Genomic DNA, 24811 nt, shown 5'->3' with positions numbered 1-24811 from the left:
AAAATCATCCTAGCACCATAAATTACCTGTCGTCACTATCAAAAAGTACTGCTTGCAGATGCTCGGCAAGTGCTTCTGCGGCCGGCAGAGAAGTGGTGCGCAACTGGGCGATCACTGCGGCGACGTTGGCGTCGGTAATGCTCGGGTCGCCGTACTTCGGCGGCGCCCCAGCCCGCCAGCCGCTGCCTTCGAACAGCGCCAGCAGCCAGTCGTTGGGGACGCAGTCGAGCACCAGGTGCACGCGTTCGCGGGGACTGCCGTTGCGGACCGCATGCAGGCAGTTGGCATTCATGTACCAGGTGGCGCCGACGCCGAAATGCACGTCTTCGCCGTCGAGCGTGAACACGACCGCCGGATCGGTGACGATGGGGATGTGCAGGCGCGCCAGCCCGTCCTCGAGCGAACCGCCGCGGTCGCGGTGCGGCTTGATCTCGGCCCCCGATGCCAGCGCCATCAGGCGCACCGCCTTCTTCTCGCATTCGAAGCTGTCGAGGACTTCCTGAAAATACGGACAGCATCCGAGCAGCCCGGTGTCACGGAAGTCCGCATCCTCGCGCGCCTGGATGTCCTCGGCGCCGCCGCTGGCCGAGCGCAGCGCGATGCTGGTCCAGCCGCCGCGATAGGCGCGGTCGTTGTAGTGCGCCTGCCAGTGCCGCGCCAGGGCGGTATCGAGATCCGCCTGCAGGCGTGCGAGGTCGAATACGGGCGGCAGGCGCAGCCAGCGGGTCGCCTCGCTCATGCCGCCCGCCATACCATCTGGTGCTGCAGCTCGTTGCCGCCGGCGATGGTGAAGCCGGCGCGCTCGTACAGGCGCAGCGCGGGCGTGTTGGTGCACAGGACCGCCAGGCCGATGCTGGCGCCGTGCGTGCGGGCGCGCGCCTGCAATGCGGCCAGCAGCGCGGCGCCGAGGCCGCGGCCGCGCAGGGCCGGCAGCAGGGCCAGTTCGACAAGCCGCCAGTCGCACCCCAGGGTGTCCAGCACGGCCTTGCCGGCCGCTACGCCGTCCTGCTCCAGGATCATGACTTCGGCATGCGGATAGATGGCGCGGCGGCCCTCTTCGTGGATGCGCTGCTGCATGGCGATCAGCTGGTCGACCTGGGCGGGCGGCAGCGGCAGCAGGCGCAGGTCGTCGCGGGTGGAGGCGTACAAGGCCTGCAGGAAGCCGGCGTCGGCATCCACTGCTGGCCGTAACAGGAGAGAAGGCGGTAGCATAGTCACATTGTCATTTGAGGAACAGTTCATGGAATTTTCTCTCGCACAGTTCGAACCCCTGGTCGGCGCCGGCTTCACCGTTCACACCTCGCACGGCCCCTTCGTCCTGACGCTGGCGGAGGCCGTGGAGCGCCCGCGCCGCGGCTTGCCGGACCACCTGCGCACGCCGCTGTCGCTGATCTTCGACGGCCCCGCGAACGTCACGCTGGCGCAGGACAACTACCTGATCGCGCATCCGGCCATCGGCGAGCACCTGCTGAACATCGTGCCGGTGCTGGCTGCGGCAGGCGCACCGCCCGGCCGGCCGCAGTACCAGATCCTGTTCACCTGACGCCGGCGCTTGGCGGATCACGGCCTCAGGCCATCGCCAGCGGCTGCGACCTCGTGATACATCTTTACACTTCCTCCGGCGCCCGGATATGGTCGACCAACCCGATCGTCTCGCGCGCCGGGACCGGCGTCAGGAGGCTGACCACGGCCAGCACGGCCAGCCCCGCCGGCACCCCGAACACCCCGGCCGAAATCGGCGCGATGTGGAACCAGGCGCTGTCCGCGTTCCCGCCCAGGATCGGGTTGGTGTGCAGCATATAGTAGACGCACACCAGGAAGCCGGCCAGCATGCCGGCGATCGCACCCTGCTGGTTGGCGCGCTTCCAGAACACGCCGGCCACCAGCGCCGGGAACAGGGTCGAACCGGCCAGCGAGAAGGCGGCGCCGACCAGCGACAGGATGTCGGCCGGCTTCTGCGAGGCGACGTAGGCGGCAATGAAGGCCACCGCCAGCAGCAGCAGTTTCGAGATCGTGACCCGCTTCTGGGTCGAGGCGCCCGGGTCGACCATCTTGAAGTAGATGTCGTGCGACAGCGCGTTCGAGATCGCCAGCAGCAGGCCGTCGGCGGTGGACAGCGCCGCCGCCAGGCCGCCGGCCGCCACCAGGCCCGAGATCACGTAGGGCAGGCCGCCGATCTCCGGCGTGGCCAGGGTCAGCACGTCGCCGTCGATCGCGATCTCGGCCAGCTGCACGATGCCGTCGCCGTTGATATCGGCGATGCTGATCAGGGGATTGGTCTTGTCGACGTTGGCCCAGTAGGACACCCAGGTCGGCAGCGAGGCATAGTCGATGCCGACCAGCGCGGTGTAGATGTCGTACTTGGCCAGCACGGCGAGGGCCGGCATGGTCAGGTAGATCAGCAGGATGAAGAACAGGGTCCAGAACACGGACACGCGGGTCTCGTGCACCGAGGGCGTGGTGTAGGCCCGCATCAGGATGTGGGGCAGGGCGGCGGTGCCGAACATCAGGCAGAACACCAGCGCCAGGAAGTTGTTGCGGCGCTGGTCCGACTCCTCGCGGGTCTTGCCGGGGAAGGGTTCGGCATGCGGCTCGGGCGGCTGGGCGCGGGCGAGGTTGGCTGCCCGCTGTTCGGTCCACAGGCGCGCGGCTTCCTCGGCGGTGCGCGGATAGGCGATCAGCTCGCGCTCGGCGTTGCGCACCTCGCCCAGCGAGGCATTGCGGCCGCGCGCCTTGTCGAGGCGGCGCTGGACGTCGATGCGGCCGGCTTCCCAGGACTGCGGCAGCGTGGCCAGCCTGGCGGCGTATTCGTCGGCTTTCGCCTGGAAGCGCGCACGCACCTCCAGCTCGCGCGGATCCTGGGCCAGCTGGGCCTCGCGCTTGGCCAGCTTGGGCAGCACCGAGCCGTAGGCCACCTGCGGCACCGGATTGCCGGCGAACTTCATGGACAGCCACACGGTCGGGATCGAAAAAGCGACCAGGATGATGATGTACTGCGCCACCTGGGTCCAGGTGATGGCGCGCATCCCGCCCAGGAACGAGCAAACAAGAATCGAAGCCAGACCGAGGAAGATCCCGACCGAGAAATCGACGCCGGTGAAGCGCGAGGCGATCAGGCCGACCGCGTAGATCTGCGCCACCACGTAGGTGAAGGAGACCACGATGGTGGCAGTGACCGCGAGCGCGCGCACCACGTTGCCGCCGTCTTTACTCCCATCGTCGCTGCCGCCGTAGCGCGCGGCCAGGAAGTCCGGCACCGTGTACTGCGCGAACTTGCGCAAATAAGGCGCGATCAGCAGCGCCACCAGGCAGTAGCCGCCGGTCCAGCCCATCACATAGGCCAGCGCGTCGAAGCCGTGCAGATAGAGCGTGCCGGCGAGGCTGATGAAGCTGGCCGCCGAGATCCAGTCGGCCGCCGTCGCCATGCCGTTGAACAGGGCCGGCACCCGCCGTCCCGCCACGTAGTACTCGGACACGTTCGAGGTGCGCGCCACCACGCCGATGATCGCGTACAGCACGATGGTGGCGAACATGTACAGGTGGCCGATCCACTGGCGCGGCATGCCCTCGTTTTCGAGGATGGTCAGGGCCACCAGGAACAGGGCCAGGCAGGCCGTGAACCACAGGTAGTAGCGCGACAGGCGGCGGAAGTAGCTGCGGGGCTTGGTCTTGTTGGTGTTCACGCGCCGTCCCTCAGCATGCGCACGAACTCGCGGTCGAGTATCCGCATGCGCCAGGAGTAGGCGCCGAGGATGGCCAGGTAGATCAGCGAGGCGCCCTGGGCCGCCAGGTAGAAGGACAACTGCCAGCCGAACACCGACAGATGCGCCAGGTCGCGCGCAAAGAATACGGTGCCGAAGCCGGTGGCCAGCCACAGCCCGAGCAGGACCAGGACGAGCCGGCGCGTGCGCGACCAGTGCAGGGCGCGCGCGGCGACGATGCGTTCGCGCGACGGGGGAGGGGAGGCGGAGGCGCTGTCAGTCGGCATCGGGTTCTAGCGGTGCGGGTGGTGGCGGGAAGGTCAGCCGGAACAGGCTGCCCGGGTATTTCTTCTGGATGCTGCGCGGGTTGTTGAAGATCTCGATCTCGGCGCCGTGCTGCTGCGCGATCTCGCGCACGATCGCGAGGCCGAGGCCGGAGCCTGGCGCGTTGGAACCGAGGATGCGGTAGAAGCGCTCGAACACGCGCGGACGCTCGCCCGGCGCGATGCCGGGGCCGGTGTCCTCGACCTCGAGCAGGGGCAGTCCGGCATCGCTGCGCACGCGCACCGTCACGCTGCCGCCCGGCGGGGTGTAGCGCAGCGCGTTGTCGATCAGGTTGGACAGCAGCTCGCGCAGCATCATGGCGCTGCCCGCGATTTCCACCGCGCCGTCCGGGTCTTCGTAGCCGAGGTCGATCTCGTGGACGAAGGAAGCCGTCACCCAGTCCTGCACCACGCTGCGGGCGAGCGCCGCCAGGTCGAGCGGCTCCAGCGCCAGGCCGGCATGCGGCTGGTTCTCGGCGCGCGCCAGCGCCAGCAGCTGGTTGACCAGGCGCGTCGCCGATTCCGAGCTCTTCGCCAGCTGCTCCAGCGAGCGGTGGATCTCGTCCGGATCGACCTGGCGCAGGGCCAGCTCCGACTGCATGCGCATGCCGGCCAGCGGCGTCTTCATCTGGTGCGCGGCGTCGGCGATGAAACGCTTCTGGGCGTCGATCGTGTGCGCCAGGCGCGCCAGCATGTCGTTCAGCGAACCGACCAGCGGCGAGATCTCTTCCGGTACCTGGCGCGAATCGATCGGCGACAGGTCGTCCGGCGGCCGCGCGCGAATCCGCTCCTGCAGCTGGGCCAGCGGCGACAGTCCCCGCGACAGCGCGAACCAGACCAGGGCCAGGATCACGGGCAGGATGATGAACTGGGGCAGGATCACGCCCTTGATGATCTCGTTGGCCAGCTGGGCGCGCTTTTCCAGCGTCTCCGCCACCTGCACCAGGGCCAGGCGCGGTTCGGCATTCACGGCGCCTGCATCAAGCAGCGGCTGCAGGTTGACCCAGGCATAGGCGACCCGCACCGGGGTGCCGTGCAGGTTCTCGTTGCGGAAGTGGACGCGGCCGCTGCGCTCGGCGTCGTCCGGCGGCGGCAAGGGCAGTTCGCGGTCGCCGTCGACGACCTCGTTGCGGGGGCCGGTGACCTGGAAGTAGACGCTGTCGACGTCGTCGGCGCGCAGGATGTCGCGCGCGCTGCCGGGCAGGCGCGCCACGACTTTGCCGTTCACTTCCTTGACCTGCTGGGCGAGCACGGTGACGTTGTCTTCCAGCGCGTGGTCGAAGGGTTGATTGGCGATCGATTTCGCCACCAGGTAAGTGATGGCGATGCTCATCGGCCACAGCAGCAGCAGCGGCGCCAGCATCCAGTCGAGGATCTCGCCGAACAGCGAGTGCTGGATGCTTTCTTCGGGCTCGGGGCGCGGCGGCACATACACGGGCTCATACCCGGGTTCGAGCGCTGCCTCGTAGCCGGGGACGGGCTCGGTAGCGCGGCGCCGCTTCAGGGATTTCACGTGGCCGTCTTGCGCGCGCCGTCGGAGTAGCGCTCGAGGCAGTAACCCAGGCCGCGCACGGTGGCGATGCGGATGCCGCCGGTCTCGATCTTCTTGCGCAGGCGGTGCACGTAGACCTCGATGGCATTGTTCGACACTTCCTCGCCCCATTCGCACAGGTGGTCGACCAGCTGTTCCTTGGACACCAGGCGCCCGGTGCGCGCCAGCAGGATCTCGAGCAAGCCGAGTTCGCGCGCCGACAGGTCCAGCATCTGGTCGTCGATGTAGGCGCTGCGGCCGACCTGGTCGTAGGCCAGCGGGCCGTGGCGGATCACGGTCGAACCGCCGCCCTGGCCGCGCCTGGTCAGGGCGCGCACCCGCGCCTCCAGTTCCGACAAGGCGAAGGGCTTGGCCATGTAGTCGTCGGCGCCGGCGTCGAGGCCGCCCACGCGCTGCTCGATCGAATCGGCGGCAGTGAGGATCAGCACTGGCAGCAGCGAGCCGCGCGCGCGCAGGCGGCGCAGCACGTCCAGCCCGGACAGCTTCGGCAGGCCGAGGTCGAGGATCAGCAGGTCGAACTCCTGGGTCGAGAGCGCGGTGTCGGCGTCCTGGCCGTTCTTGACGCAATCGATGGCATACCCGGATTGGCGCAGAGAGCGCGTCAGGCCATCGGCGAGTACGCTATCATCCTCGGCTAGTAAAATACGCATCTCTGTTACCCCCGGTTTGTTGGTTGGACCCAGCTTACTTGCATATTGTGTGTGATCTTTCGCAACGTGTCGATTACCTCAAACATCAGTAAATATCGCTTGCCAAAACCACTGGGATTTTATACAGTACTTCCTATTGAAAACGCGCGAGCGGCCCTTATCTTGGTTCACTCTAGGACAGAAAGAAAGTTATGGACGACAAAAAATCCGCAGTAAATGCAGCTGAGAAGGGCAAGGCGCTGGCAGCAGCCCTCGCGCAGATCGAAAAGCAATTCGGCAAGGGCTCGGTCATGCGCATGGATGCCAATGCGCCGGTCGAGGAAGTGCAGACCGTGTCCACCGGCTCGCTGGGCCTGGACATCGCCCTGGGCGTCGGCGGCCTGCCGCGCGGCCGTATCGTCGAGATCTACGGCCCGGAATCGTCGGGTAAAACCACGCTGACCCTGCAAACCATCGCCCAGATGCAGAAGCTGGGCGGCACCTGCGCCTTCATCGACGCCGAGCACGCGCTGGACGTCGGCTATGCGCAGAAGCTGGGCATCAAGCTGGACGAGCTGCTGATCTCGCAGCCGGACACCGGCGAGCAGGCCCTCGAAATCACCGACGCGCTGGTGCGCTCGGGCAGCGTCGACCTGGTGGTCATCGACTCGGTGGCGGCACTGACGCCGCGCGCCGAGATCGAAGGCGACATGGGCGACTCCCTGCCGGGCCTGCAAGCCCGTCTGATGTCGCAGGCACTGCGCAAGCTGACCGGCTCGATCAACCGTACGAACACCCTGGTGATCTTCATTAACCAGATCCGTATGAAGATCGGCGTCATGTTCGGCAGCCCGGAAACCACGACCGGCGGTAACGCGCTGAAGTTCTACGCCTCCGTGCGCATGGACATCCGCCGTACCGGTTCGATCAAGTCCGGCGACGAGGTGATTGGTAACGAAACCAAGGTCAAGGTCGTCAAGAACAAGATCGCGCCGCCGTTCAAGGAAGCCCACTTCGACATCCTGTATGGCGAAGGCACTTCCCGCGAAGGCGAGATCATCGACCTGGGCGTGGACAACAAGATCGTCGAGAAGTCGGGTTCGTGGTACAGCTACGGCGGCGAGCGTATCGGTCAGGGCAAGGACAATGCACGTCAGTTCCTGAAAGACCGCCCGGCCCTGGCACGCGAGATCGAAAACAAGGTCCGCGCTGCCCTGGGCGTGCGCGAACTGGCGCCGGTCGCTGCCGGTGAAGCGCCGGCCGCGGCTGCCGCTGTCGACGAAGAGTAATCCTCTTTGCCGACGCTCCAGTGAGGCAAGTACTGAGCTTGAAAGCTCGCGCATTGAAGTATCTGTCAATGCGCGAGCACAGCCGGCTCGAGCTGGGGCGCAAGCTGTCGCGCTATGCCGAGGAGGGTGACGATGTCGAAGCCCTCCTCGATTTCCTTGAAAAGAACAACTGGCTGTCGCAGGAACGGTTCGCCGAATCCCTGGTGCACCGCCGTGCCGGCCGCTACGGCAACAGCCGCGTGCTGGCCGAGCTCCAGCAGCATGGGGTGAAGGGCGAGGATCTTGACGAGCTCAAGTCCGGCCTGAAGGAAACCGAAGTTGCCCGCGCCCGCGAAGTATGGCGCCGCAAGTTCGACCGGGTCCCGCAGGACGCCGAAGAACGTAGTAAACAAATGCGCTTCCTCATGGCGCGTGGTTTTTCGCAGGGCGCGATCCGCAGCGCAATGCAGGGACGGGACGAGGACGACGACGAATAGTCGCGCACGCGCCGCCGTTTCAATAGATCGCTTCATCGCTGAGGCCCAAGCGCACAGCGTCATCCGCCGATGTGCCGCCGACCGGCACACCTCCTCAACGGCGGAATGACGCTGTGCGCTTGGATTGCAACAATTCCCCTTATCTTCCTTGTAAAACTGCCTACAAAAATGGCAGCCGGGTGCATCCGCCACCGCCCTGTGCTAAACTTTCATGGTTTAAGCAGCGCCGCAAGAGCGGTTGTTGCCGTAGAAGCTGCGGCAACGTGCATCAGGCACAACGGCTGCATACTTTTTTCGCCGCATTCCGGCATTGGTGTTTATGCCCCTGTCATCCCCCGCTCCGCGTAAGCTAAGGCACACGCGCGCCATTACCGTCGAAGCGTACGCGCGCGACGATGGGCTGTGGGACCTCGACGCCTGCATCCGCGACATCAAGACCCACGATATCGAACTGCCTTCCGGCCATCGCCCGGGCGGCCTGCCTGTGCACGACCTCAAGCTGCGCGTGACCATCGACCGCGACATGGTCATCACGGACGCCGAAGCTTCGTCAGATGCCGTACCCTATCCCGGTTATTGCGACACCATCGCACCCGCTTACAAGAAACTCATCGGCTTGTCGCTGATGAAACATTTCCGGCTGCACCTGAAGGACCGCCTGTCGGGCGTCCTCGGATGCACCCATTTGACCGAGCTGGCACAGGTCCTGCCCACCGCGGCAGTCCAGGCCTTTGCCGACGACGCCATGGAAAACCGCGCGGCTGCGCAAGCTGCCGAGCGTCCATATGAACTCGACCGCTGCCATGCGCTGCGCACCGACGGCCCCGCCGTCGCCAAGTACTACCCGCGCTGGGCCTTGAAGGTGGTATCGGGGTAGTATTCGCGCAGTAAAATTCGATCCGTGTAGATTTATTTGTTCAACCGTATTTCTAAATCAGTAACATAAGAAGGGAAGCCAGCATGAAAATCCATGAGTATCAGGGCAAAGAGATCCTCCGAAAGTTCGGAGTGACCGTTCCGCGCGGCATTCCGTGCATGTCGGTGGACGAAGCCGTCAAGGCAGCTGAAGAGCTGGGCGGCCCGGTCTGGGTAGTCAAGGCGCAGATCCATGCTGGCGGCCGCGGCAAGGGCGGCGGCGTGAAAGTTGCCAAGTCGATCGACCAGGTGCGCGAGTACGCGAACCAGATCATGGGCATGCAGCTGGTCACCCACCAGACCGGCCCGGAAGGCCAGAAAGTCCGCCGCCTGCTGATCGAAGAAGGCGCCGACATCAAGCAGGAACTGTACGTCTCGCTGGTCACCGACCGCGTCACCCAGAAGATCGTGCTGATGGCCTCGTCGGAAGGCGGCATGGACATCGAAGAAGTCGCGCACAGCAATCCGGAAAAGATCCACAACGTCGTGATCGAGCCGTCGGTCGGCCTGACCGACGCGCAGGCTGACGACGTCGCCCGCAAGATCGGCATCCCGGAAGGCTCGATCGCCGCTGCCCGCGCCAACCTGCAAGGCCTGTACAAAGCCTACTGGGAAACCGACTGCTCGCTGGCCGAGATCAACCCGCTGATCGTGACCGGCGACGGCAAAGTCATCGCCCTGGACGCCAAGTTCAACTTCGACCCGAACGCCCTGTTCCGTCATCCGGAAATCGTCGCCTACCGCGACCTGGACGAAGAAGATCCGGCTGAAGTCGAAGCATCGAAGTTCGACCTGGCTTACATCTCCCTGGACGGCAACATCGGCTGCCTGGTGAACGGCGCCGGTCTGGCCATGGCCACCATGGACACCATCAAGCTGTTCGGCGGCGAGCCGGCCAACTTCCTGGACGTGGGCGGCGGCGCAACTGCCGAGAAGGTCACCGAAGCATTCAAGATCATGCTGAAGAACCCGGGCCTGAAAGCCATCCTGGTCAACATCTTCGGCGGCATCATGCGCTGCGACGTGATCGCCGAAGGCGTGATCACCGCATCGAAAGCCGTCTCGCTGAAGGTGCCGCTGGTCGTCCGCATGAAGGGCACCAACGAAGACCTGGGCAAGAAGATGCTGGCCGACTCCGGTCTGCCGATCATCGCCGCAGACACGATGGAAGACGCAGCGAAGTCGGTCGTCGCCGCAGCTGCTGGCCAAGCCTAATTCGCAAAGGAAATAACATGTCGATTCTGATTAACAAAGACACCAAAGTCATCACCCAAGGTATCACCGGCAAGACCGGCCAGTTCCACACCCGCATGTGCCGCGATTACGCGAACGGCCGTGAAGCCTTCGTCGCCGGTGTGAACCCGAAGAAAGCTGGTGAAGACTTCGAAGGTATCCCGATTTTCGCAAGCGTCAAGGAAGCCAAGCAGAACACCGGCGCGACCGTGTCCGTGATCTACGTGCCGCCGGCAGGCGCCGCCGCCGCGATCTGGGAAGCCGTCGAAGCCGAGCTGGATCTGGCAATCTGCATCACCGAAGGCATCCCGGTCCGTGACATGATGGAAGTCAAGGACCGCATGGCCAAGGCCGGTTCGAAGACCCTGCTGCTGGGCCCAAACTGCCCGGGCCTGATCACCCCGGACGAGATCAAGATCGGCATCATGCCGGGTCACATCCACAAGAAGGGCCGTATCGGCGTCGTGTCGCGTTCGGGCACCCTGACCTATGAAGCAGTCGGCCAGCTGACCGCACTGGGCCTGGGCCAATCGTCGGCAGTCGGCATCGGCGGCGACCCGATCAACGGTCTGAAGCACATCGACGTGATGCGCATGTTCAACGACGATCCGGAAACCGACGCAGTCATCATGATCGGCGAGATCGGCGGCCCGGACGAGGCGAACGCTGCTCACTGGATCAAGGACAACATGAAGAAGCCGGTCGTCGGCTTCATCGCTGGCGTCACCGCCCCTCCGGGCAAGCGCATGGGCCACGCCGGCGCGCTGATCTCGGGCGGCGCCGACACCGCGCAAGCCAAGCTGGAAATCATGGAAGCCTGCGGTATCAAGGTAACCAAGAACCCGTCGGAAATGGCTCGCCTGCTGAAGGCCATGCTGTAATCGATCTGTTCTAGATAGTAGTAATGCAAATGGGGAGCTTCGGCTCCCCGTTTTTTTGCCGGCATGGCGACAATTTTCGGCAGATGGACAATTTTTGACATACCGGGCTGACAAAAATTGTCATACGGCAAGGGTAAAACTGACAAAAATTGGCGCTGGCATGGGGTTTTGATATCACCGTGCTAACGATTCCGCATGGAAACGACCTGGCACGGCGGTTGCATATAGTAAAGGGCAGAAGCAAGCAGCACCCGGACAAGCAGTGACCCTTTAAACGTAGTACCAAAACTGGAGAAAGACCATGAAAGCACCGAAAATGATGAAGAAAGCCGAAGCCGGCTTCACCCTGATCGAACTGATGATCGTTGTTGCCATCATCGGTATCCTGGCAGCTGTTGCTATCCCGGCTTACTCGAACTACACCATCAAGGCCAAAGTTGGCGCGGCTTTGAGCTCTGTTGCTTCGCTGCAGACCGCAGTGGCTAACTGCATCCAGGAAAACGGCGGCTCGGCAACCGGTTGCACCACTACGGCATCGGGTGCAGTGACCAGCATCCCGGTTTTCACCGCAACCAAAGAACTGGCTAGCGCATCGGTTACCAACGGCGCGATCACTGCAAACTTCGCTTCGACCGGCATTGGTAGTGGTGTTGACGGTACCGCTTTCACGATGACCCCGTCTGCTGTCGCAGACCAGACCACCATCACCTGGCGTGTCACCACCACCTCGACCAACAGCACCGCATCCCAGACCCTGACCAAGAACAGCGTCGGTTCCGGTACCTAATCTACCGTAGCGTAGCAAAGCCGCCCCAGGGCGGCTTTTTCTTTTTCCGAGGTCCATATGTCCAGCTCAGCACATCCGGTTCAACGCGCCTCGCTCCAAGCGGACCTACGTGGTAAATCGGCCACCCTGTTCGTCATTGCCGCCATGGCGGTGGGCTTCATGTGGTCCTCCGGCCACGACGACCAGCGTTGCGTCGAGCTCGTGCTGCTGGCCTTGCTGACTCCCCTCATGCTGGTACGAACAGGCATCGCTGACCAGCTCGCCTGGATCGGTCGGCCCGCCCAATACTGTCTCAGCGCACTTTTCATCTTCGGCGCTGTCTCGACAATGGCCGCATATTCACCGCGTCACGCACTCTATGAATGGTCGATGCTGCTACTCTTGCCGCTGGTTGCAGCGTTGCTTGCTGCCGAACTGGCCCGGGCAGGCAGCGCAGGCTTGCAAACCGTCCTGTGCTGGGTACTTGTCATCGGCATCCTGTACACCTTGCGTATCGCTGTCTGGTATGGAGCGTCGCTCGCCAGTGGCATCCAGCTCCACCCGTATGACCTGACCGTTGGCTTCAGCAATGTCCGGTTCTTCAATCACGTTCAGACCGTCCTGCTGCCGCTGGCCATCCTGCTCTCTACGCAGGCGCAGAAAGGCAGCTTCTGGCAGCGGTCGTCGTTTGCGCTCGCTGCATGCTGGTGGGCTTTACTGTTCGTCACCCAGGCGCGGGCAAGCGTACTCGGGCTGGGCGCCGGTTGCGTGTTCGCATTCGTAGTGCGCCGTGGCGATGCCCGCAGTTTCCTGAAGGCGATGGCGCTGACCGCACTGGCCGGTGTCGCCGTGTATGTGATTGTGTTCATGTTGCTGCCCATGCTCGCCGGATTGCAAGCCTTCAGTTCGGCCACGGACGTCATGCAGCGCACGGCTGCCGATCCGACCTCGCGCCGCAACCTGCTCTGGCAGCTGTCTCTCGAGCTGATCGCCGCCCACCCTTGGCTGGGTGTCGGCCCACAGCACTTCGCCCACGAAGGCGCCACGCTGAGCTGGGGCGCGCACCCGCACAATTTCATCATGCAGATCGGCGCCGAGTGGGGCCTGCCTGCCTTGCTGTGCCTGTTGGCCGCGATCGGTATCGGCATGCGGTCGCTGATCCGCAGCGGTAGCCGGATCGCGCAGGCCGACCTGTCCGCGCAGCAAACGCTGGCCGTCATGCTGGCGACGGGCGTCGCGATCCTGGTGGACGGCCTGTTCTCCGGCGTGATCGTCATGCCGCAGAGCCAGATGGCAATCGTGCTGTATCTCGGCTGCGCCGCCGGCTGGGTGAGGTCGCTGGATCAGGGGGCTGCGCCAAGCGCAGGCATGCCGCTGCGCTGGCTGAGTTCGGGCCTGGCTATTGTCGCGCTATGCGGACTCGCCTATGCGGTCGCTCCGAGTGTGGTCGCGCATGCCAGCCATGCCGAATTGACGCCGGCGGAGAAGGCGGTCAATCCCGGCACGCACTGGCCGCGCATCTGGGAAGCCGGCTACTTCTAGACGATGTTCTGCCGGTCCGCCAGCAGCACCTCGTAGGTCAGGTTCTGCAGCATCGTGTGGTGGACCGGGTCGAGCTCCAAGAACTGGACGCCGTAGGCGAACAGTTCGCTGCCGTCGGCCTCCTTGCGCAGCGAGTTGACGTTGCGCACTGCCGCCTGTGTCCGCACCCGCATTTCGCCGTCGCCGAGCGGCGAGGGCAAGCCGAATTCCAGCGTGATCTCGCCGCCGTGTTCCGGCAGGCTGGAGGCCGACTCGATGCGCGCGCCGCTTACGCTGACGTTGGTGAGCGCGCAGTTGACCGCCCGGCCATCCGTCTGCGGCGGCAGGACCTGGGCCGGAATGTCGACCTTGACCCGCATCGCCGCGCGCAGGCTGGTGCCCTGGATGGTATCGGGGAAGGACAGGTGGACGTAGAGCAGGGGCCGGTCGAAGACGCGCTGGACCGTACAGGCGAAGGAGCATACGTTCATGCCGGAGAAGACGCGGATAGTGATGCGCTCCCCTTCCACCAGCCCGACCGGCGTGCCGTTTTCCATCGGAACCTTGACGATCATGTACTCGTCCTTGACGTAGCCGATGAGCGTCGAAAAATACTGCACTGGCTTGATGCGCCGGTAGGTGATGAATTGCAGACGGACGCCGACCTGCAGGTTCATCGACTCGAACTCAAATTCCTTTTGCGCGAGTTCCCTTTCCGTTTGCATACTGCTCATCTTGTTTCCTGTGGTTTAACTTGCAAATTGGCAACCCAAGATGATATCACTGGAGCAATTTATATGCGCAATGGGTGCGAAAAAATGCCCGCACATGGCGGGCACTCCCATCAAGGCTCAAACAGCTCAACTCAGGGCTTGATGTGCTGGTCCAGCCAGCCGATCACGGTGTGATGCCACAGCACCGAGTTCGCCGGCTTGAGCACCCAGTGGTTCTCGTCCGGGAACACCAGCAGTTTGCTCTCGATGCCGCGGCGCTGCAGGGCCGTGAAGGTCGACAGGCCCTGGGCAGTCGGGATGCGGAAGTCTTTATCTCCCTGGACAACCAGCATCGGCGTCTTCCACTTGTTCACTTGCAGGACCGGGTTGAAGCGCTCGTGCTTTTCCGGCACCGAGAAGTAGGGGCCGCCGTTTTCCCAGTCGGTGAACCACTGTTCCTCGGTCGAGTAGGCCATGCCGCGGGTGTCGAATACGCCGTCGTGGTTGACGATGCACTTGAAGCCGTCCGACCAGTTACCCTCGATCCAGTTCATCATGTAGCCACCGTAGGACGCGCCCAGCGCGCAGGCCTTCGAGCGGTCCAGCCACGGGTATTTCGCGACCGCCGCGGCGATGCCTTTCTTGAGGTCCTCGAGCGGCTTGCCGCCCCAGTCGCCGCTGATGGCGTCGGTGAATTTCTGGCCGTAGCCGGTGGAGCCGTGGAAGTCGATGAACACGGTGGCATAGCCGGCGCCGGCGTACACCTGCGGATTCCAGCGATAGCTCCAGCCATTGCCGAAGCTGCCCTGCGGACCGCCGTGCACCAGGAAGGCGACCGGGTATTTCTTGCCCGGCTCATAGTTCCATGGCTTCATCACGTGGCCATAGACGGTGTCGCCGTTCGCGCCCTTGAACGAGAACTGCTCGTACTCGCCAAAGCGCACCTCGCCCAATTTGTCGGTGTTCACGTCGGTCAGCTTGACCGGATTGCTGGTGCCGAGCTTCATTGCGTACAGCTGGGCGCTCGAGGCCAGGCTGGCCTGGGTGAAGGCGACCGTGTCGCCGCGCACGTCGAAGCCGCCGATCGAGCCCTTGTTGGTCAGCGCCGTGACCTTGCCGCTGGCGGCGTCGATGGCGAACAGCTTGTGCTGGCCGATGTCCTCGGCGTCGGCGATCAGCGTCTTGCCGTCGCGGGTCCACTGGATGCTGCCCGGCGAGCGGTCCCAGCTCTCGGCGATGTTGCGTTTCTTGCCGGTGGCGAGATCGAGCAGGACGATGTGGTAGCGGTCGGCCTCGAAGCCCGGACGCGTCATCGACAGGTAGGCGAGGGTGCTGCCGTCCGGCGAGAACACGCCCTTGGTGTCCCAGGCGGGATTCGCCGCGGTCAGATTGCGCGGCGTGCCGCCCGTGGCCGGTACCGAATACAGGTCGAAGTTGGTCGACCAGGCTTCGCTCTTGCCGGCGATGCGCACCGAGAACACGACGGTCTTGCCGTCCGGGCTGAAGCTGAATTCCTCGCGGTCGCCGAAGGGTTTCGATGGGACGTCGCCGTCCAGCGAGCCGGACAAGCTGACAGGGGCGGCGCTCACGCGGCCATTGGCATCCATCGGCACCGAGTAGAGCACGGCGTTGCGGCCGTCGGCCCAGGTGTCCCAGTGGCGCACGAACAGGCGATCGTAGACCTGGCCGGTGGCCTTGTCCTTCTCTTTCGCGTCGGCCTTGGCCTTGGTGCAGGCGAGGTCCGGGCAATCGCGGAACACCGACATGCTGATCGCGATGCGGTCGCCAGCCGGTGAGACGCGGTAGGCGTCGACGTCGACCGGCATGTTGGTCACCTGCACAGGTTCAGCTGACTGCGCGCCGCCATTGGCCGGCACACGCCAGACTTGCGACGATCCCGAGCGGGCGGACAGGTAATAGATGGCGTCACCGCTGGCCGACCATTCCGGATCGGTGCTGCTGGCGGCGTCCGAGGTCAGGCGCTGCGGCTTGGCGTTGGCGGCGCGCAGGTCGATCAGCCAGAGGTCGGTGTGGCCCTTGTTCTTCGCCATGTCGGTGCCGCGCACCGTGTAGACGACGCGGCTGCCGTCCGGCGAGACCGCTGGGGTGCCGATGCGTTCCATCGTGACCAGGTCTTCGACCGTGAAACCGCGCGGTGCGGCGGTAGCGGCCATCGGGATGGCAGCGGCGAAGGTCGCGGCAACCGCGGCTGCCAGGGCTAGCGTACGTACATTCATCCTGTCCTCGTGCTTCAGTGAAAGGGAGCAATTTAACACGCGGAAAGCATGAAGGGGAGGGCGCAATGATTGGTGAGAATGTTGAACATTTATCCGTCTAAAATCCTGAAGATCTGGCCCAGCAAGGACAAGACATGACGACGGTCACCATCAAACTATCGCAGGATGCCGCCGACAAGCTGCAGGCGATCCAGAACGCCAAGCTGGTGCAGAACCCGATCTTCAACGGCCTCTATACGGGGCTGAAGGAGCTGAGCCACAATGCGGCCAGGGCGCCGGTCTCCTCGGCCACCTTCTTCAACGGCCTCCTGCACATGGACGAGACGGATGGCGCCGTCGAGACGTATCTGAATATCGCCATGGCCGATCCCACCGCCACCCAGGGCAGCGCCACCGCGGGCGCCTACGACTACTACAAGCCGGGCGCAATGCGGGTCTCCGGCGACGGTGTCCTGAACTACGACTACAAGCTCCTGTCTTCAGCGGCAGGCAACACGCTGATCCTGAGTCCGTCGGCCAAGGCCTCGGTCTACAACACGCTGAACTTCGCCACGCTGCTGTCGCCCGACAACGCCGCTTACGATCCGGTATTCGGCAATCTCGCGCTCACCGCCCGGGGCAAGTTGGCTGTGCCGAGCTCGGGCGTGCCTGTCGGTGGCCTGTCCCACATCGAGGCGACCGGCGACAAGTTCCTCAAGTCGGCGGTTGCCGACGGCAACTTGACGGTGCTGGACGTATCGCACATCGGCGACGGCGCGACAGCCAACGCGGTCTCGGGTTTCCTGAATAGCTACAGGGAAGACTATGTGGACGGCAGCTTCTTTTCCATCAAGGGGCCATCCCAGGAAATGAACTTCCTGGAAATCGGCGGCCTGCCCAGCGTACTGAGCAGTTTCCAGTACGGCGGCAACGACGTCTTCGACATCGATCTGCCCGGCCGCCTGGACAGCACCTTCCTGGTAGGGAGCGGCGCGGGAGACGATCAGGTGTCGGTGCGGGGCGGTGGCGGCAACGTCAGTATCACGACGTGGGACGGTAACGACACGATCATCCTCGGCGAAGGGGCTTACCGGGTCGACGGCGGCAAGGGCATCGACATGCTCAGGCTGCCGCTCGCGCGCACCGGCTACACCGTTGCCGGTTTTGTTGCCGAGGCGCCGGATCCGAGATACCAGGCCTTCCGCTTTTATACGCTCACGGACAAGAGCGGCAACGTGATCAATGTCCAGGGCCTCGAGCGGGTCGCCTTTGCCGACCAGACGATCGCGCTGGACGTCGACGGCCACGGCGGCCAGGCTTACCGGCTTTACCAGGCTGCGTTCAGCCGTACCCCCGACCTGGGCGGGCTGGGATACTGGATCGACGTGCTGGACCATGACGCGAGCCTCACCAGCGTCGCCGAAGGCTTCGTCGATTCGAAGGAATTCCATGAAGCCTACAGCGTCGGCCTGTCGAACCGGGACCTGGTGACGCAGTTCTATCACAACATCCTGCACCGCGATCCCGACGCCGGCGGACTGGATTTCTGGACCGGCATCCTCGACCGCAAAGTGGCGAGCGTCGGTTATGTGCTGGGGCAGATCAGCGAGAGTCCGGAGAACCAGGCGGCCTTGATCGGCGTGATCGGCAATGGCTTCGTGTTCACGCCGGTGAACCACGGCTGATACCGGCCGGGACGGCGATCGAAGGCGCTCAGTCGTCGGGCATTTGCAGAAGAGCTGTCACTTATCGACGTCAGCCGTCCAGTCGCCCGACTTGCCGCCATGCTTTTCCAGCACCCGCACATTGGTCATCACCATCCCCCGGTCCGCCGCCTTGCACATGTCGTAAATCGTCAGCAAGCCAACCTGCACGGCAGTCAGCGCTTCCATCTCGACCCCGGTCTTGCCGACGGTCTCGACCTGCGCCCGGCAGTGCACGGAATTCGCCCCCGCATCGACCTCGAAATCGACGGCAACCCGCGTGATCGGCAGCGGATGGCACAAAGGCACCAGATCGCTAGTCCGCTTCGCCCCCATGATCGCGGCAATCCGCGCAATCCCCAGCACATCCCCCTTCTTGGCAGACCCCGACTGGATCAGCGCCAGGGTCTCCGGCTTCATGCGGATCGTGCCGGCGGCCACGGCGATGCGGTGGGTTTCTGCCTTGGCGCCGACGTCGACCATGTGGGCCTGGCCGGTGGCGTCGAAGTGGGTCAGCGGCGAATCCTGAGTCGACATATTGTTGTAATCTTGTATTAAGGGAAAGTTAAGCGGCCGGCAGCCCAACCGTGACAAGATGCCGGAAGCGCGTATCATAGCACCGTGAAATCGAACCCAAATCCAGCGATGTTGAAGCTTTCACCACCCGGAAATCGCCGCCAGCACTGGCGCTCTCTGCTCACGGGCGCCTTCCTGGCAGCCTCTGCCACGCTCGCTCTGGCGGCGCCGACCACGCCCGTGCTGCGCGCGCCCGACACCGGCTTGCCGACGCTGGGCGATGCCGCGCGCGCCGACCTGTCTCCCGTCATCGAGCGCAAGCTCGGCGAGGAGATCATGAGCGACGTCCGGCGCGACCGCGACTACCTCGACGACGACGCCATCATCGAGTACCTGAACAACTTCGGCGAGAACCTCGTCTCCTTCGCGCCGGGTGCGCGCGGCGAGACCAATGCCGATTTCTTCTTCTTCGCCGTGCGCGATCCGATGATCAACGCGTTCGCGCTGCCGGGCGGCTTCATCGGCGTGCACTCGCAGCTGCTGATCGCGGCGCAGAACGAATCCGAGCTGGCCTCGGTGCTCTCGCACGAGATCGGCCACGTGCAGCAGCGCCACATCGCGCGCATGCTGGGGCAGCAGAAGCAGGATGCGCTGCTGCCGCTGGCGGCGCTGATCCTGGCGGCGCTGGTCGGCAAAGCCGGCGGCGGCGCCGATGCGGCGATGGGCGTGGTGATGGGCGGGCAGGGCCTGGCCATCCAGCGCCAGCTGAATTTCAGCCGCGACGCCGAGCGCGAGGCCGACCGCGTCGGCTTCCAGACCATGCGCGCGGCCGGCTACGACACCTCCGGCATGGTGTCCTTCTTCAAGCGCCTGCAGGGCACGACCCGCCTGTACGGCGAGGCGCCGGCCTGGCTGTCCAGCCACCCGCTCACCGGCGAGCGCATCGCCGACATCCAGTCGCGCATCCGCGAGGCGCCCAAGCCCGGGCACATCAAGCCGGATTCGATCGAATTCCACCTGGTGCGTTCACGCGCCCGCGTGCTGCAGGATCCGAGCGCCAAGGGGCGCGAGGAAACCAAGTCGGCCTTCGAGACCCAGCTGAAGCAGGACAACACCCAGCAGCAGACCGCCGCCATGTACGGCCTGTCCTTCCTCGCGCTCAAGCAGGGCGATCTGAAGACGGCGCAGACCTGGCTCGACAAGGCCAGGGGCTCGATGAAGCCGAAGCCCGGCGTGCTGTCGGCCGAGCGCACCGGCTCCGATGGCTCGGCCATGTTCGCCAGCCTCGGCGTCGAGATCAAGCTGGCCCCGGGCCAGCCGCCGGAAGTGCTGGCGCAGGCCGAGCAGGAGGCAAGCCAGGCGCACCAGAAATTCCCGCTGTCGCGCATGCTGGCGCGCCAGTACGCCGATGCGATGATCGCGTCCGGCAAGCTGGACCAGGCCGCTACCTTCCTGCGCGAGCAGGTCCAGCAGTACCGCGAGGAGCCCAAGCTCTACGACCAGCTGGCCAAGACTTATGCGGCGCAGGGCAAGATCGCGCTGCAGCACATGGCGCTGGCCGAATCCTATGTCTTGAGCGGCGCGGTGCCGGCTGCGGTCGACCAGCTGAACCTGGCGCGCAAGGCCCAGGACGTGTCCTTCTACGACCAGGCCGTGATCGACGCCCGCGAACGCGAGCTGCAGCAGCGCCAGAAGGACGAGAAGCAGGAGAAGAAGGACAGGGGCGACAACTGGACGGCCGGCGCGAATGGCGGCGCGAAGTTCAAAGTCGAGTCCAGCAGCGAGACCCTGCCGAATTCCCGCCTTGGCACGGCGCCGGGTTTCGGCAGCGACGCCCGTTCGGGCTTCGATACCTTCGACTCCTTCGACAAGCGCCTGAAGCGCAGCCAGTAAAAGCTTATTTCTGGTCCACTAACAGATCGGGCCGCTGCACGAAACCGAAACGTTGCGGCGCCTCGTTCGCCGCCAGGCGATCCACGGCGATCTCGCGGCCCTGCCAGCGCAGGGCCAGACGGCCCGATCCGCCTTCCAGCCAGGCCAGCAAGCCCTCGTCCGTCACAGGGCGGCCATCCACTTCCATCGCCTGCAGCAACTGGGCCACGTCGCGATCGTCCAGCTGCGCCAGCTTGTCTCCCGCACGCAGGAGAATGCTGCCGGCTTCCAGCATGAAGGCCTGTTCCGGCGCCGCTATGGCCTCGCCCGTGTGCAGTACGAAGCCGAGTGCCGGATCGGTGCGGGCGATGAAGGGTGTCGCTTCGAGATTCACATACACGCGCTGCGGGCCGTTCTGGAAATACCAGCAGCCGCGTTCGTCGCGCGCGTAATTGCGGTTGATGAAGCCGACCAGGGCGGTGTTGGTCAGCTTGTCGCCGGGGGCGTCGGCGCGCTGGGCTGCTTCGTCGCGCATGCGCCAGATACCGCGCGCGTCGAGTGCCAGCCAGCCATAGCAATGGGGCACGTTCGGCCACTTGGCCATGGCCTGTTTTACGATATCGTCCATGGATTCAAGCTTGGCATAGATGGGCAGCCGTCGGCGCGCGCATGCGGGCTTTGCCGGCGCTGTCGTCGAAGAAGTGCAGGATGCGGCGCGGCAGCCAGTCGATGTGTCCGGGGAAGGGCCCGACCGGGAAGCCGACGTGGCCGCCGGTGGCCGGGTATTCCAGCGTGACGCAGGCCGAGGCCGAGTCCGGCAGGTGCTTGCCCGGTAAAAATGGGTCGTTGCGCGCGTTCAGCACCAGGGTCGGCACGGTGATGTCGTGCAGCACGTGCTTGGCGCTGGCGCGGTGCCAGTAGTCGTCGGTGTCGCGGTAGCCGTGCAGCGGCGCGGTGACGACGTTGTCGAAGGCGTACAGGTCGCGGGAGGCGAGCAGGGCGGCGCGGTCGAACAGGCCGGGAAAGCGCTCCAGCTTGGCCAGGGCCTTGGGTTTCAAGGTCTCGAGGAACATGCGCGTGTACAGGCGGTTGAAGCCGCTCGACAGGGCTGCGCCGCCGGCCGCGAGGTCGAGCGGGGCCGACACCGACACGGCCGCATCGACGATCTCGGCGCCATGCTGCTGCTCGCCCAGCCAGCGCAGCAGGGCATTGCCGCCCAGCGAGACGCCGGCCACGTAGAAGGGACCGTTAAAACGCGGACGCAAACGGCGGATGATCCAGTCGAGTTCCTCGGCGTCGCCCGAGTGGTAGAAGCGCGGCGCGAGATTGGCTTCGCCGGAGCAACCGCGGAAGTGCGGGATCGCGCCATGCCAGCCGCGGGCCGCTACCTGCGCCATCAGGCCGCGCGCGTAATGGCTGTTCGACGAGCCTTCCAGACCGTGAAACAGCATCACGAATGGCGCATCGGGACGCGCGCCATCGACGAAATCGACGTCGATGAAATCCTGGCCGCAGGGCGTGTCCCAGCGCTCGCGCCGGAACGCGACCTCGGGTTTGCGAACGCAGACGGCCGGATAGATCGTCTGCAGATCGCCGCCGGGCAGCCACAAGGGCGCGCGGTAAGCGGGCATGTCCTTGAACAGTCCGCTGCAATCCGCGCAGTAATGGCTCACGGCCAGCTTGGTCGGATTAGTGGTGCGACAGCACGGTGCCCGGTTTCAGGCCGTACTGGGTGCCGCAGTAAGGGCACTTGGCGTGGCCGTGGTGGTCGAAATCCAGGAAGACGCGCGGGTGGGACGACCACAGCGGCATGGCCGGGTTCGGGCAATAAGCCGGCAGGTCCTTGGCTTCCAGTTCCATCACAGGAATGGTCTTCTCGTTCATGTTTGGCTAGCTCCGTCGTTGCAAAATGGTTGAAGTGGCGATTTTAACGGATTCGCACTGAATGCCGGAATGCTCCGGTAGAATAACGGGCCGATTATTGTCGAGTAGATTTCCCTCTAGGAAATTCTCTCGCACTGTCACCAGATCCCGTTCGATGTCCCTTTGTCATCCGTTCGCCGTGCCCTTGGTTCCCGCTCAGTATGGGAGAAATGCGTGTTGCAGGAAAGCGACATGAACCAGCCGCACCCGGAGCTGCCGGTCGACCCTGAGGCGGATGCGCGCGGCTGGCGCGAAGGCTTCCAGACCGGTCTTCCTACCCTGTTCGGCATTGGCGCCTGGGGCATGGTGGTCGGGGTGGCGATGGTCAAGAGCGGGATGACGGTGGCCCAGGCCTGCGGTATGACCCTGGTGGCGTTCGCAGGTTCCGCCCAGCTGGCCTCGCTGCCATTGATCGCCGCCGGCGCCCCGATCTGGGTGATCTTCCTGACGGCGCTGGTCGTCAACCTGCGCTTCGTGATCTTTTCCGCCCTGCTGGGCCCGCATTTCTCGCGCCTGCCGCTGTGGCAGCGCTTCTACCTCGGCTATATCTCCGGCGACGTCTCGATCGCCCTGTTCCTGCAGCGTTACCCGAGCCCGGCGCCCGAGCCCGGCAAGCTGGCCTTCCTGAAAGGCCTGATGTATCCGAACTGGTTCGCCTGGCAAATCGGCTCGCTGATCGGCATCTTCCTCGGCAGCGCCGTCCCGGCCGAATGGCAGCTCGGCTTTGCCGGCACGCTGGCCATCCTGTGCATCATGGTGCCCCTGATTATCAATAGCGCGGCCCTGTGCGGCGTGCTGGTGGCCGGCGTGACGGCGGTGCTCGCGCATGGGCTGCCCTATAAACTGGGTCTGCTGGCAGCGGTGCTGGCCGGCATGGCCACCGCCATGTTCTTCGAGGAATCGATGGCAAAACGCAAGCGAAGGGGCAGAATCAGCCATGGCTGACTGGGAGATCTGGGTCGTGATCCTGGTGCTGGGCGTGGCCACGGCCTGCACGCGCAGCGCCTTCTGGCTGGTCGGCCACAAGGTGACGATTCCGCCGCGGGTGCAGGAAATGCTGCGCTATGCGCCGGCCTGCGCGCTGGCCGCGATCGTTTTTCCGGACATGCTGCTGGGGCCGCAAGGCGAGCTGCAGCTGGCGCTGGCGAATCCGAAACTGGTGGCCGGCATTGCCGCGCTGCTGTTCTACCTGTGGCGCCGCGCCATGCTGCAGACCATCATCTTCGGCATGCTGGTGCTGACACTGTTGCGTGTGTTTCATGTTTTCGGCAACAGCGGCTAAGGTAAAATAACGTTTTTTCACTAATCCCCACCGGATCCACGCTGACATGGCTGTCCTCAATTTCACCCGCTTGCAAGACCTGATCGACCAAGGCGCGCTGAAAGGCAAGCGCGTCTTCATCCGCGCCGACCTCAACGTTCCGCAGGACGACGCCGGCAACATCACCGAAGATACCCGCGTGCGCGCCTCCGTGCCCGCGATCCGCGACGCCCTGCAGGCAGGCGCGGCCGTGATGGTGACGTCCCACCTGGGCCGTCCGACCGAGGGCGAATTCAAGCCGGAAGACAGCCTGGCGCCGGTCGCCAAGCGCCTGTCCGAGCTGCTGGGCCAGCCGGTCGAGCTGAAGCAGAACTGGGTGGATGGCGTGGATGTCGCGCCGGGCCAGGTCGTGCTGCTGGAAAACTGCCGCGTCAACAAGGGCGAAAAGAAAAACGACGATGCATTGGCCCAGAAGATGGCCAAGCTGTGCGACGTCTACGTGAACGACGCCTTCGGCACCGCCCACCGCGCGGAAGCGACCACCCACGGCATCGCCAAGTTCGCGCCCGTGGTTGCCGCCGGCCCGCTGCTGGCCGCCGAACTGGACGCGCTGGGTAAAGCCCTGCACGCGCCGCAGCGCCCGCTGCTGGCCATCGTCGCCGGTTCGAAGGTGTCGAGCAAGCTGACCATCCTGCAGAGCCTGGCCGACAAGGTCGACAACCTGATCGTCGGCGGCGGCATCGCCAACACCTTCATGAAGGCCGTCGGCCTGAACGTCGGCAAGTCGCTGATGGAAGCCGACCTGGTCGGCGAGGCGAAAACCATCATTGACAAGATGGCCGCACGTGGCGCGACCGTGCCAATCCCGGTGGACGTGGTGTGCGCGAAAGAGTTTTCGCCGACCGCCGCCGCGACCGTCAAGAACGTGGCAGACGTTGCCGACGACGACATGATCCTGGACATCGGTCCGAAGACCGCGGCCCAGCTGGCGGACCAGATCGCCAAGGCCGGCACCATCGTCTGGAACGGCCCGGTGGGCGTGTTCGAGTTCGACCAGTTCGCCGAGGGTACGAAGACCCTGGCGACGGCCATTGCGCAGTCGAAGGGCTTCTCGATCGCCGGCGGCGGCGACACCCTGGCTGCCATCGCAAAATACAATATTGCCGACCAGATCGGCTATATCTCGACCGGCGGCGGCGCCTTCCTTGAGTTCCTCGAAGGGAAGACGCTGCCGGCAGTGGAGATCCTGCTGCAACGCAGCGCAAAATAAGCTGAGTGAGACCCTAGCGCAGCCCCAGGCTGCGCTTTTCATTGAAGGATA

Annotated in this window: 25 protein-coding genes; 13 read left to right on the top strand and 12 right to left on the bottom strand. The window is 64.6% G+C overall.

What is annotated here, in order from left to right:
• Positions 1 to 22: 22 nt before the first annotated feature.
• Positions 23 to 739 (bottom strand): aspartyl/asparaginyl beta-hydroxylase domain-containing protein, encoded by a 717-nt coding sequence (locus AC07PE_RS07290; protein WP_498762725.1) that lies wholly within the window; start codon positions 737 to 739, stop codon positions 23 to 25.
• Positions 736 to 1212 carry a GNAT family N-acetyltransferase gene (locus AC07PE_RS07285; protein WP_498762724.1) on the bottom strand — a complete coding sequence of 159 codons (477 nt, stop codon included), beginning with the start codon at positions 1210 to 1212 and terminating at the stop codon, positions 736 to 738. Before AC07PE_RS07285 ends, AC07PE_RS07290 begins: the two co-directional genes overlap by 4 nt.
• A gap of 28 nt (positions 1213 to 1240) precedes the next feature.
• Here AC07PE_RS07285 and AC07PE_RS07280 point away from each other — a divergent pair, with 28 nt between their 5' ends.
• Positions 1241 to 1543 (top strand): DUF6916 family protein, encoded by a 303-nt coding sequence (locus tag AC07PE_RS07280; protein WP_498762723.1) that lies wholly within the window; start codon positions 1241 to 1243, stop codon positions 1541 to 1543.
• A gap of 64 nt (positions 1544 to 1607) precedes the next feature.
• On the opposite strand, the gene AC07PE_RS07275 is transcribed toward AC07PE_RS07280, so the two are convergent.
• From AC07PE_RS07275 to AC07PE_RS07260, 4 genes are read right to left on the bottom strand one after another with little or no spacing between them, the layout of a single operon-like run.
• Complete coding sequence (locus AC07PE_RS07275; RefSeq protein ID WP_498762722.1) at positions 1608 to 3683, bottom strand: sodium:solute symporter family protein; 2076 nt, start codon at positions 3681 to 3683, stop codon at positions 1608 to 1610.
• The gene (locus tag AC07PE_RS07270) at positions 3680 to 3988 is read right to left on the bottom strand and encodes a DUF4212 domain-containing protein (RefSeq protein ID WP_498762721.1); all 309 of its coding nucleotides are present in this window, start codon (positions 3986 to 3988) and stop codon (positions 3680 to 3682) included. Before AC07PE_RS07270 ends, AC07PE_RS07275 begins: the two co-directional genes overlap by 4 nt.
• Positions 3978 to 5537, bottom strand: a complete 1560-nt coding sequence (locus AC07PE_RS07265) for a sensor histidine kinase (RefSeq protein ID WP_498762720.1) — start codon at positions 5535 to 5537, stop codon at positions 3978 to 3980. The genes AC07PE_RS07270 and AC07PE_RS07265 overlap by 11 nt, the downstream gene beginning before the upstream one ends.
• Positions 5534 to 6226, bottom strand: coding sequence for a response regulator (locus tag AC07PE_RS07260; protein ID WP_498762719.1), 693 nt, complete (start codon positions 6224 to 6226; stop codon positions 5534 to 5536). The genes AC07PE_RS07265 and AC07PE_RS07260 overlap by 4 nt, the downstream gene beginning before the upstream one ends.
• Positions 6227 to 6417: 191 nt before the next feature.
• Here AC07PE_RS07260 and recA point away from each other — a divergent pair, with 191 nt between their 5' ends.
• The 7 genes from recA to AC07PE_RS07225 all read left to right on the top strand — a co-directional run bounded on the left by recA (position 6418) and on the right by AC07PE_RS07225 (position 13307).
• Entirely contained in the window at positions 6418 to 7494 is a 1077-nt protein-coding gene (gene recA / locus AC07PE_RS07255) for a recombinase RecA (RefSeq protein ID WP_498762718.1), read from the top strand.
• 20 nt (positions 7495 to 7514) lie between these two features.
• The gene (recX, locus tag AC07PE_RS07250; RefSeq protein WP_498762717.1) at positions 7515 to 7970 is read left to right on the top strand and encodes a recombination regulator RecX; all 456 of its coding nucleotides are present in this window, start codon (positions 7515 to 7517) and stop codon (positions 7968 to 7970) included.
• A 319-nt stretch (positions 7971 to 8289) separates the two neighbouring features.
• On the top strand, positions 8290 to 8847 hold the full coding sequence (locus AC07PE_RS07245) for a DUF2889 domain-containing protein (protein WP_498762716.1): 558 nt from the start codon (positions 8290 to 8292) through the stop codon (positions 8845 to 8847).
• Positions 8848 to 8930: 83 nt separating this feature from the next.
• Positions 8931 to 10100, top strand: a complete 1170-nt coding sequence (gene sucC, locus AC07PE_RS07240; protein WP_498762715.1) for an ADP-forming succinate--CoA ligase subunit beta — start codon at positions 8931 to 8933, stop codon at positions 10098 to 10100.
• Positions 10101 to 10117: 17 nt separating this feature from the next.
• The gene (sucD, locus tag AC07PE_RS07235; RefSeq protein WP_498762714.1) at positions 10118 to 10999 is read left to right on the top strand and encodes a succinate--CoA ligase subunit alpha; all 882 of its coding nucleotides are present in this window, start codon (positions 10118 to 10120) and stop codon (positions 10997 to 10999) included.
• Between the two features lie 301 nt (positions 11000 to 11300).
• Positions 11301 to 11786 (top strand): pilin, encoded by a 486-nt coding sequence (locus tag AC07PE_RS07230; RefSeq protein ID WP_498762713.1) that lies wholly within the window; start codon positions 11301 to 11303, stop codon positions 11784 to 11786.
• A gap of 57 nt (positions 11787 to 11843) precedes the next feature.
• Positions 11844 to 13307 carry an O-antigen ligase family protein gene (locus AC07PE_RS07225; protein WP_498762712.1) on the top strand — a complete coding sequence of 488 codons (1464 nt, stop codon included), beginning with the start codon at positions 11844 to 11846 and terminating at the stop codon, positions 13305 to 13307.
• Here the strand turns inward: AC07PE_RS07225 and AC07PE_RS07220 are convergent.
• Positions 13304 to 14020: a flagellar brake protein gene (locus AC07PE_RS07220; RefSeq protein WP_498762711.1), complete on the bottom strand. Its 717-nt coding sequence runs from the start codon at positions 14018 to 14020 to the stop codon at positions 13304 to 13306. The genes AC07PE_RS07225 and AC07PE_RS07220 overlap by 4 nt on opposite strands.
• A gap of 131 nt (positions 14021 to 14151) precedes the next feature.
• Entirely contained in the window at positions 14152 to 16236 is a 2085-nt protein-coding gene (locus tag AC07PE_RS07215; RefSeq protein WP_498762710.1) for a S9 family peptidase, read from the bottom strand.
• A 134-nt stretch (positions 16237 to 16370) separates the two neighbouring features.
• Here AC07PE_RS07215 and AC07PE_RS07210 point away from each other — a divergent pair, with 134 nt between their 5' ends.
• Positions 16371 to 17900 (top strand): DUF4214 domain-containing protein, encoded by a 1530-nt coding sequence (locus AC07PE_RS07210; RefSeq protein WP_498762709.1) that lies wholly within the window; start codon positions 16371 to 16373, stop codon positions 17898 to 17900.
• A gap of 57 nt (positions 17901 to 17957) precedes the next feature.
• Here AC07PE_RS07210 and moaC read toward each other — a convergent pair whose 3' ends face one another.
• Complete coding sequence (gene moaC / locus AC07PE_RS07205; protein ID WP_498762708.1) at positions 17958 to 18455, bottom strand: cyclic pyranopterin monophosphate synthase MoaC; 498 nt, start codon at positions 18453 to 18455, stop codon at positions 17958 to 17960.
• 108 nt (positions 18456 to 18563) lie between these two features.
• On the opposite strand from moaC, the gene AC07PE_RS07200 reads away from it, so the two are divergent.
• Positions 18564 to 20327 (top strand): M48 family metalloprotease, encoded by a 1764-nt coding sequence (locus AC07PE_RS07200; protein ID WP_498762707.1) that lies wholly within the window; start codon positions 18564 to 18566, stop codon positions 20325 to 20327.
• 4 nt (positions 20328 to 20331) lie between these two features.
• On the opposite strand, the gene AC07PE_RS07195 is transcribed toward AC07PE_RS07200, so the two are convergent.
• From AC07PE_RS07195 to AC07PE_RS07185, 3 genes are read right to left on the bottom strand one after another with little or no spacing between them, the layout of a single operon-like run.
• Positions 20332 to 20934, bottom strand: a complete 603-nt coding sequence (locus AC07PE_RS07195) for a DUF2946 family protein (protein WP_498762706.1) — start codon at positions 20932 to 20934, stop codon at positions 20332 to 20334.
• Positions 20935 to 20938: 4 nt separating this feature from the next.
• Entirely contained in the window at positions 20939 to 21937 is a 999-nt protein-coding gene (locus AC07PE_RS07190) for a YheT family hydrolase (protein WP_498763009.1), read from the bottom strand.
• 58 nt (positions 21938 to 21995) lie between these two features.
• A complete protein-coding gene (locus AC07PE_RS07185; protein ID WP_498762705.1) occupies positions 21996 to 22190 on the bottom strand; it encodes a zinc-finger domain-containing protein in 195 nt (64 codons plus the stop codon).
• A gap of 231 nt (positions 22191 to 22421) precedes the next feature.
• Between AC07PE_RS07185 and AC07PE_RS07180 the strand changes: the two genes are divergently transcribed.
• Genes AC07PE_RS07180 through AC07PE_RS07170 form a run of 3 tightly spaced genes read left to right on the top strand, consistent with a single transcriptional unit; the run spans position 22422 to position 24760 of the window.
• The gene (locus tag AC07PE_RS07180; RefSeq protein ID WP_498762704.1) at positions 22422 to 23174 is read left to right on the top strand and encodes an AzlC family ABC transporter permease; all 753 of its coding nucleotides are present in this window, start codon (positions 22422 to 22424) and stop codon (positions 23172 to 23174) included.
• Positions 23167 to 23511, top strand: a complete 345-nt coding sequence (locus AC07PE_RS07175; RefSeq protein WP_498762703.1) for an AzlD domain-containing protein — start codon at positions 23167 to 23169, stop codon at positions 23509 to 23511. Before AC07PE_RS07180 ends, AC07PE_RS07175 begins: the two co-directional genes overlap by 8 nt.
• A 46-nt stretch (positions 23512 to 23557) precedes the next feature.
• Complete coding sequence (locus AC07PE_RS07170; RefSeq protein ID WP_498762702.1) at positions 23558 to 24760, top strand: phosphoglycerate kinase; 1203 nt, start codon at positions 23558 to 23560, stop codon at positions 24758 to 24760.
• Positions 24761 to 24811: the final 51 nt, after the last annotated feature.

It is taken from the genome of Telluria sp. GW821-FHT07G12 (genome assembly GCF_059418525.1).
The sequence above is the reverse complement of the archived record's forward strand: the minus strand, read 5'-3'. Positions and strand labels throughout refer to the sequence as shown.

Coding starts and splice junctions, on each gene's coding strand:
- AC07PE_RS07280 (WP_498762723.1), top strand. CDS start 1,241: ATGGAATTTTCTCTCGCACAGTTCGAACCCCTGGTCGGCGCCGGCTTC.
- AC07PE_RS07185 (WP_498762705.1), bottom strand. CDS start 22,190: ATGAACGAGAAGACCATTCCTGTGATGGAACTGGAAGCCAAGGACCTG.
- AC07PE_RS07270 (WP_498762721.1), bottom strand. CDS start 3,988: ATGCCGACTGACAGCGCCTCCGCCTCCCCTCCCCCGTCGCGCGAACGC.
- recA (WP_498762718.1), top strand. CDS start 6,418: ATGGACGACAAAAAATCCGCAGTAAATGCAGCTGAGAAGGGCAAGGCG.
- AC07PE_RS07225 (WP_498762712.1), top strand. CDS start 11,844: ATGTCCAGCTCAGCACATCCGGTTCAACGCGCCTCGCTCCAAGCGGAC.
- AC07PE_RS07260 (WP_498762719.1), bottom strand. CDS start 6,226: ATGCGTATTTTACTAGCCGAGGATGATAGCGTACTCGCCGATGGCCTG.
- moaC (WP_498762708.1), bottom strand. CDS start 18,455: ATGTCGACTCAGGATTCGCCGCTGACCCACTTCGACGCCACCGGCCAG.
- AC07PE_RS07245 (WP_498762716.1), top strand. CDS start 8,290: ATGCCCCTGTCATCCCCCGCTCCGCGTAAGCTAAGGCACACGCGCGCC.
- AC07PE_RS07175 (WP_498762703.1), top strand. CDS start 23,167: ATGGCTGACTGGGAGATCTGGGTCGTGATCCTGGTGCTGGGCGTGGCC.
- AC07PE_RS07290 (WP_498762725.1), bottom strand. CDS start 739: ATGAGCGAGGCGACCCGCTGGCTGCGCCTGCCGCCCGTATTCGACCTC.
- AC07PE_RS07285 (WP_498762724.1), bottom strand. CDS start 1,212: ATGCTACCGCCTTCTCTCCTGTTACGGCCAGCAGTGGATGCCGACGCC.
- AC07PE_RS07170 (WP_498762702.1), top strand. CDS start 23,558: ATGGCTGTCCTCAATTTCACCCGCTTGCAAGACCTGATCGACCAAGGC.
- sucC (WP_498762715.1), top strand. CDS start 8,931: ATGAAAATCCATGAGTATCAGGGCAAAGAGATCCTCCGAAAGTTCGGA.
- AC07PE_RS07230 (WP_498762713.1), top strand. CDS start 11,301: ATGAAAGCACCGAAAATGATGAAGAAAGCCGAAGCCGGCTTCACCCTG.
- AC07PE_RS07195 (WP_498762706.1), bottom strand. CDS start 20,934: ATGGACGATATCGTAAAACAGGCCATGGCCAAGTGGCCGAACGTGCCC.
- AC07PE_RS07215 (WP_498762710.1), bottom strand. CDS start 16,236: ATGAATGTACGTACGCTAGCCCTGGCAGCCGCGGTTGCCGCGACCTTC.
- AC07PE_RS07220 (WP_498762711.1), bottom strand. CDS start 14,020: ATGAGCAGTATGCAAACGGAAAGGGAACTCGCGCAAAAGGAATTTGAG.
- sucD (WP_498762714.1), top strand. CDS start 10,118: ATGTCGATTCTGATTAACAAAGACACCAAAGTCATCACCCAAGGTATC.
- AC07PE_RS07180 (WP_498762704.1), top strand. CDS start 22,422: ATGAACCAGCCGCACCCGGAGCTGCCGGTCGACCCTGAGGCGGATGCG.
- AC07PE_RS07190 (WP_498763009.1), bottom strand. CDS start 21,937: ATGCCCGCTTACCGCGCGCCCTTGTGGCTGCCCGGCGGCGATCTGCAG.
- AC07PE_RS07210 (WP_498762709.1), top strand. CDS start 16,371: ATGACGACGGTCACCATCAAACTATCGCAGGATGCCGCCGACAAGCTG.
- AC07PE_RS07200 (WP_498762707.1), top strand. CDS start 18,564: ATGTTGAAGCTTTCACCACCCGGAAATCGCCGCCAGCACTGGCGCTCT.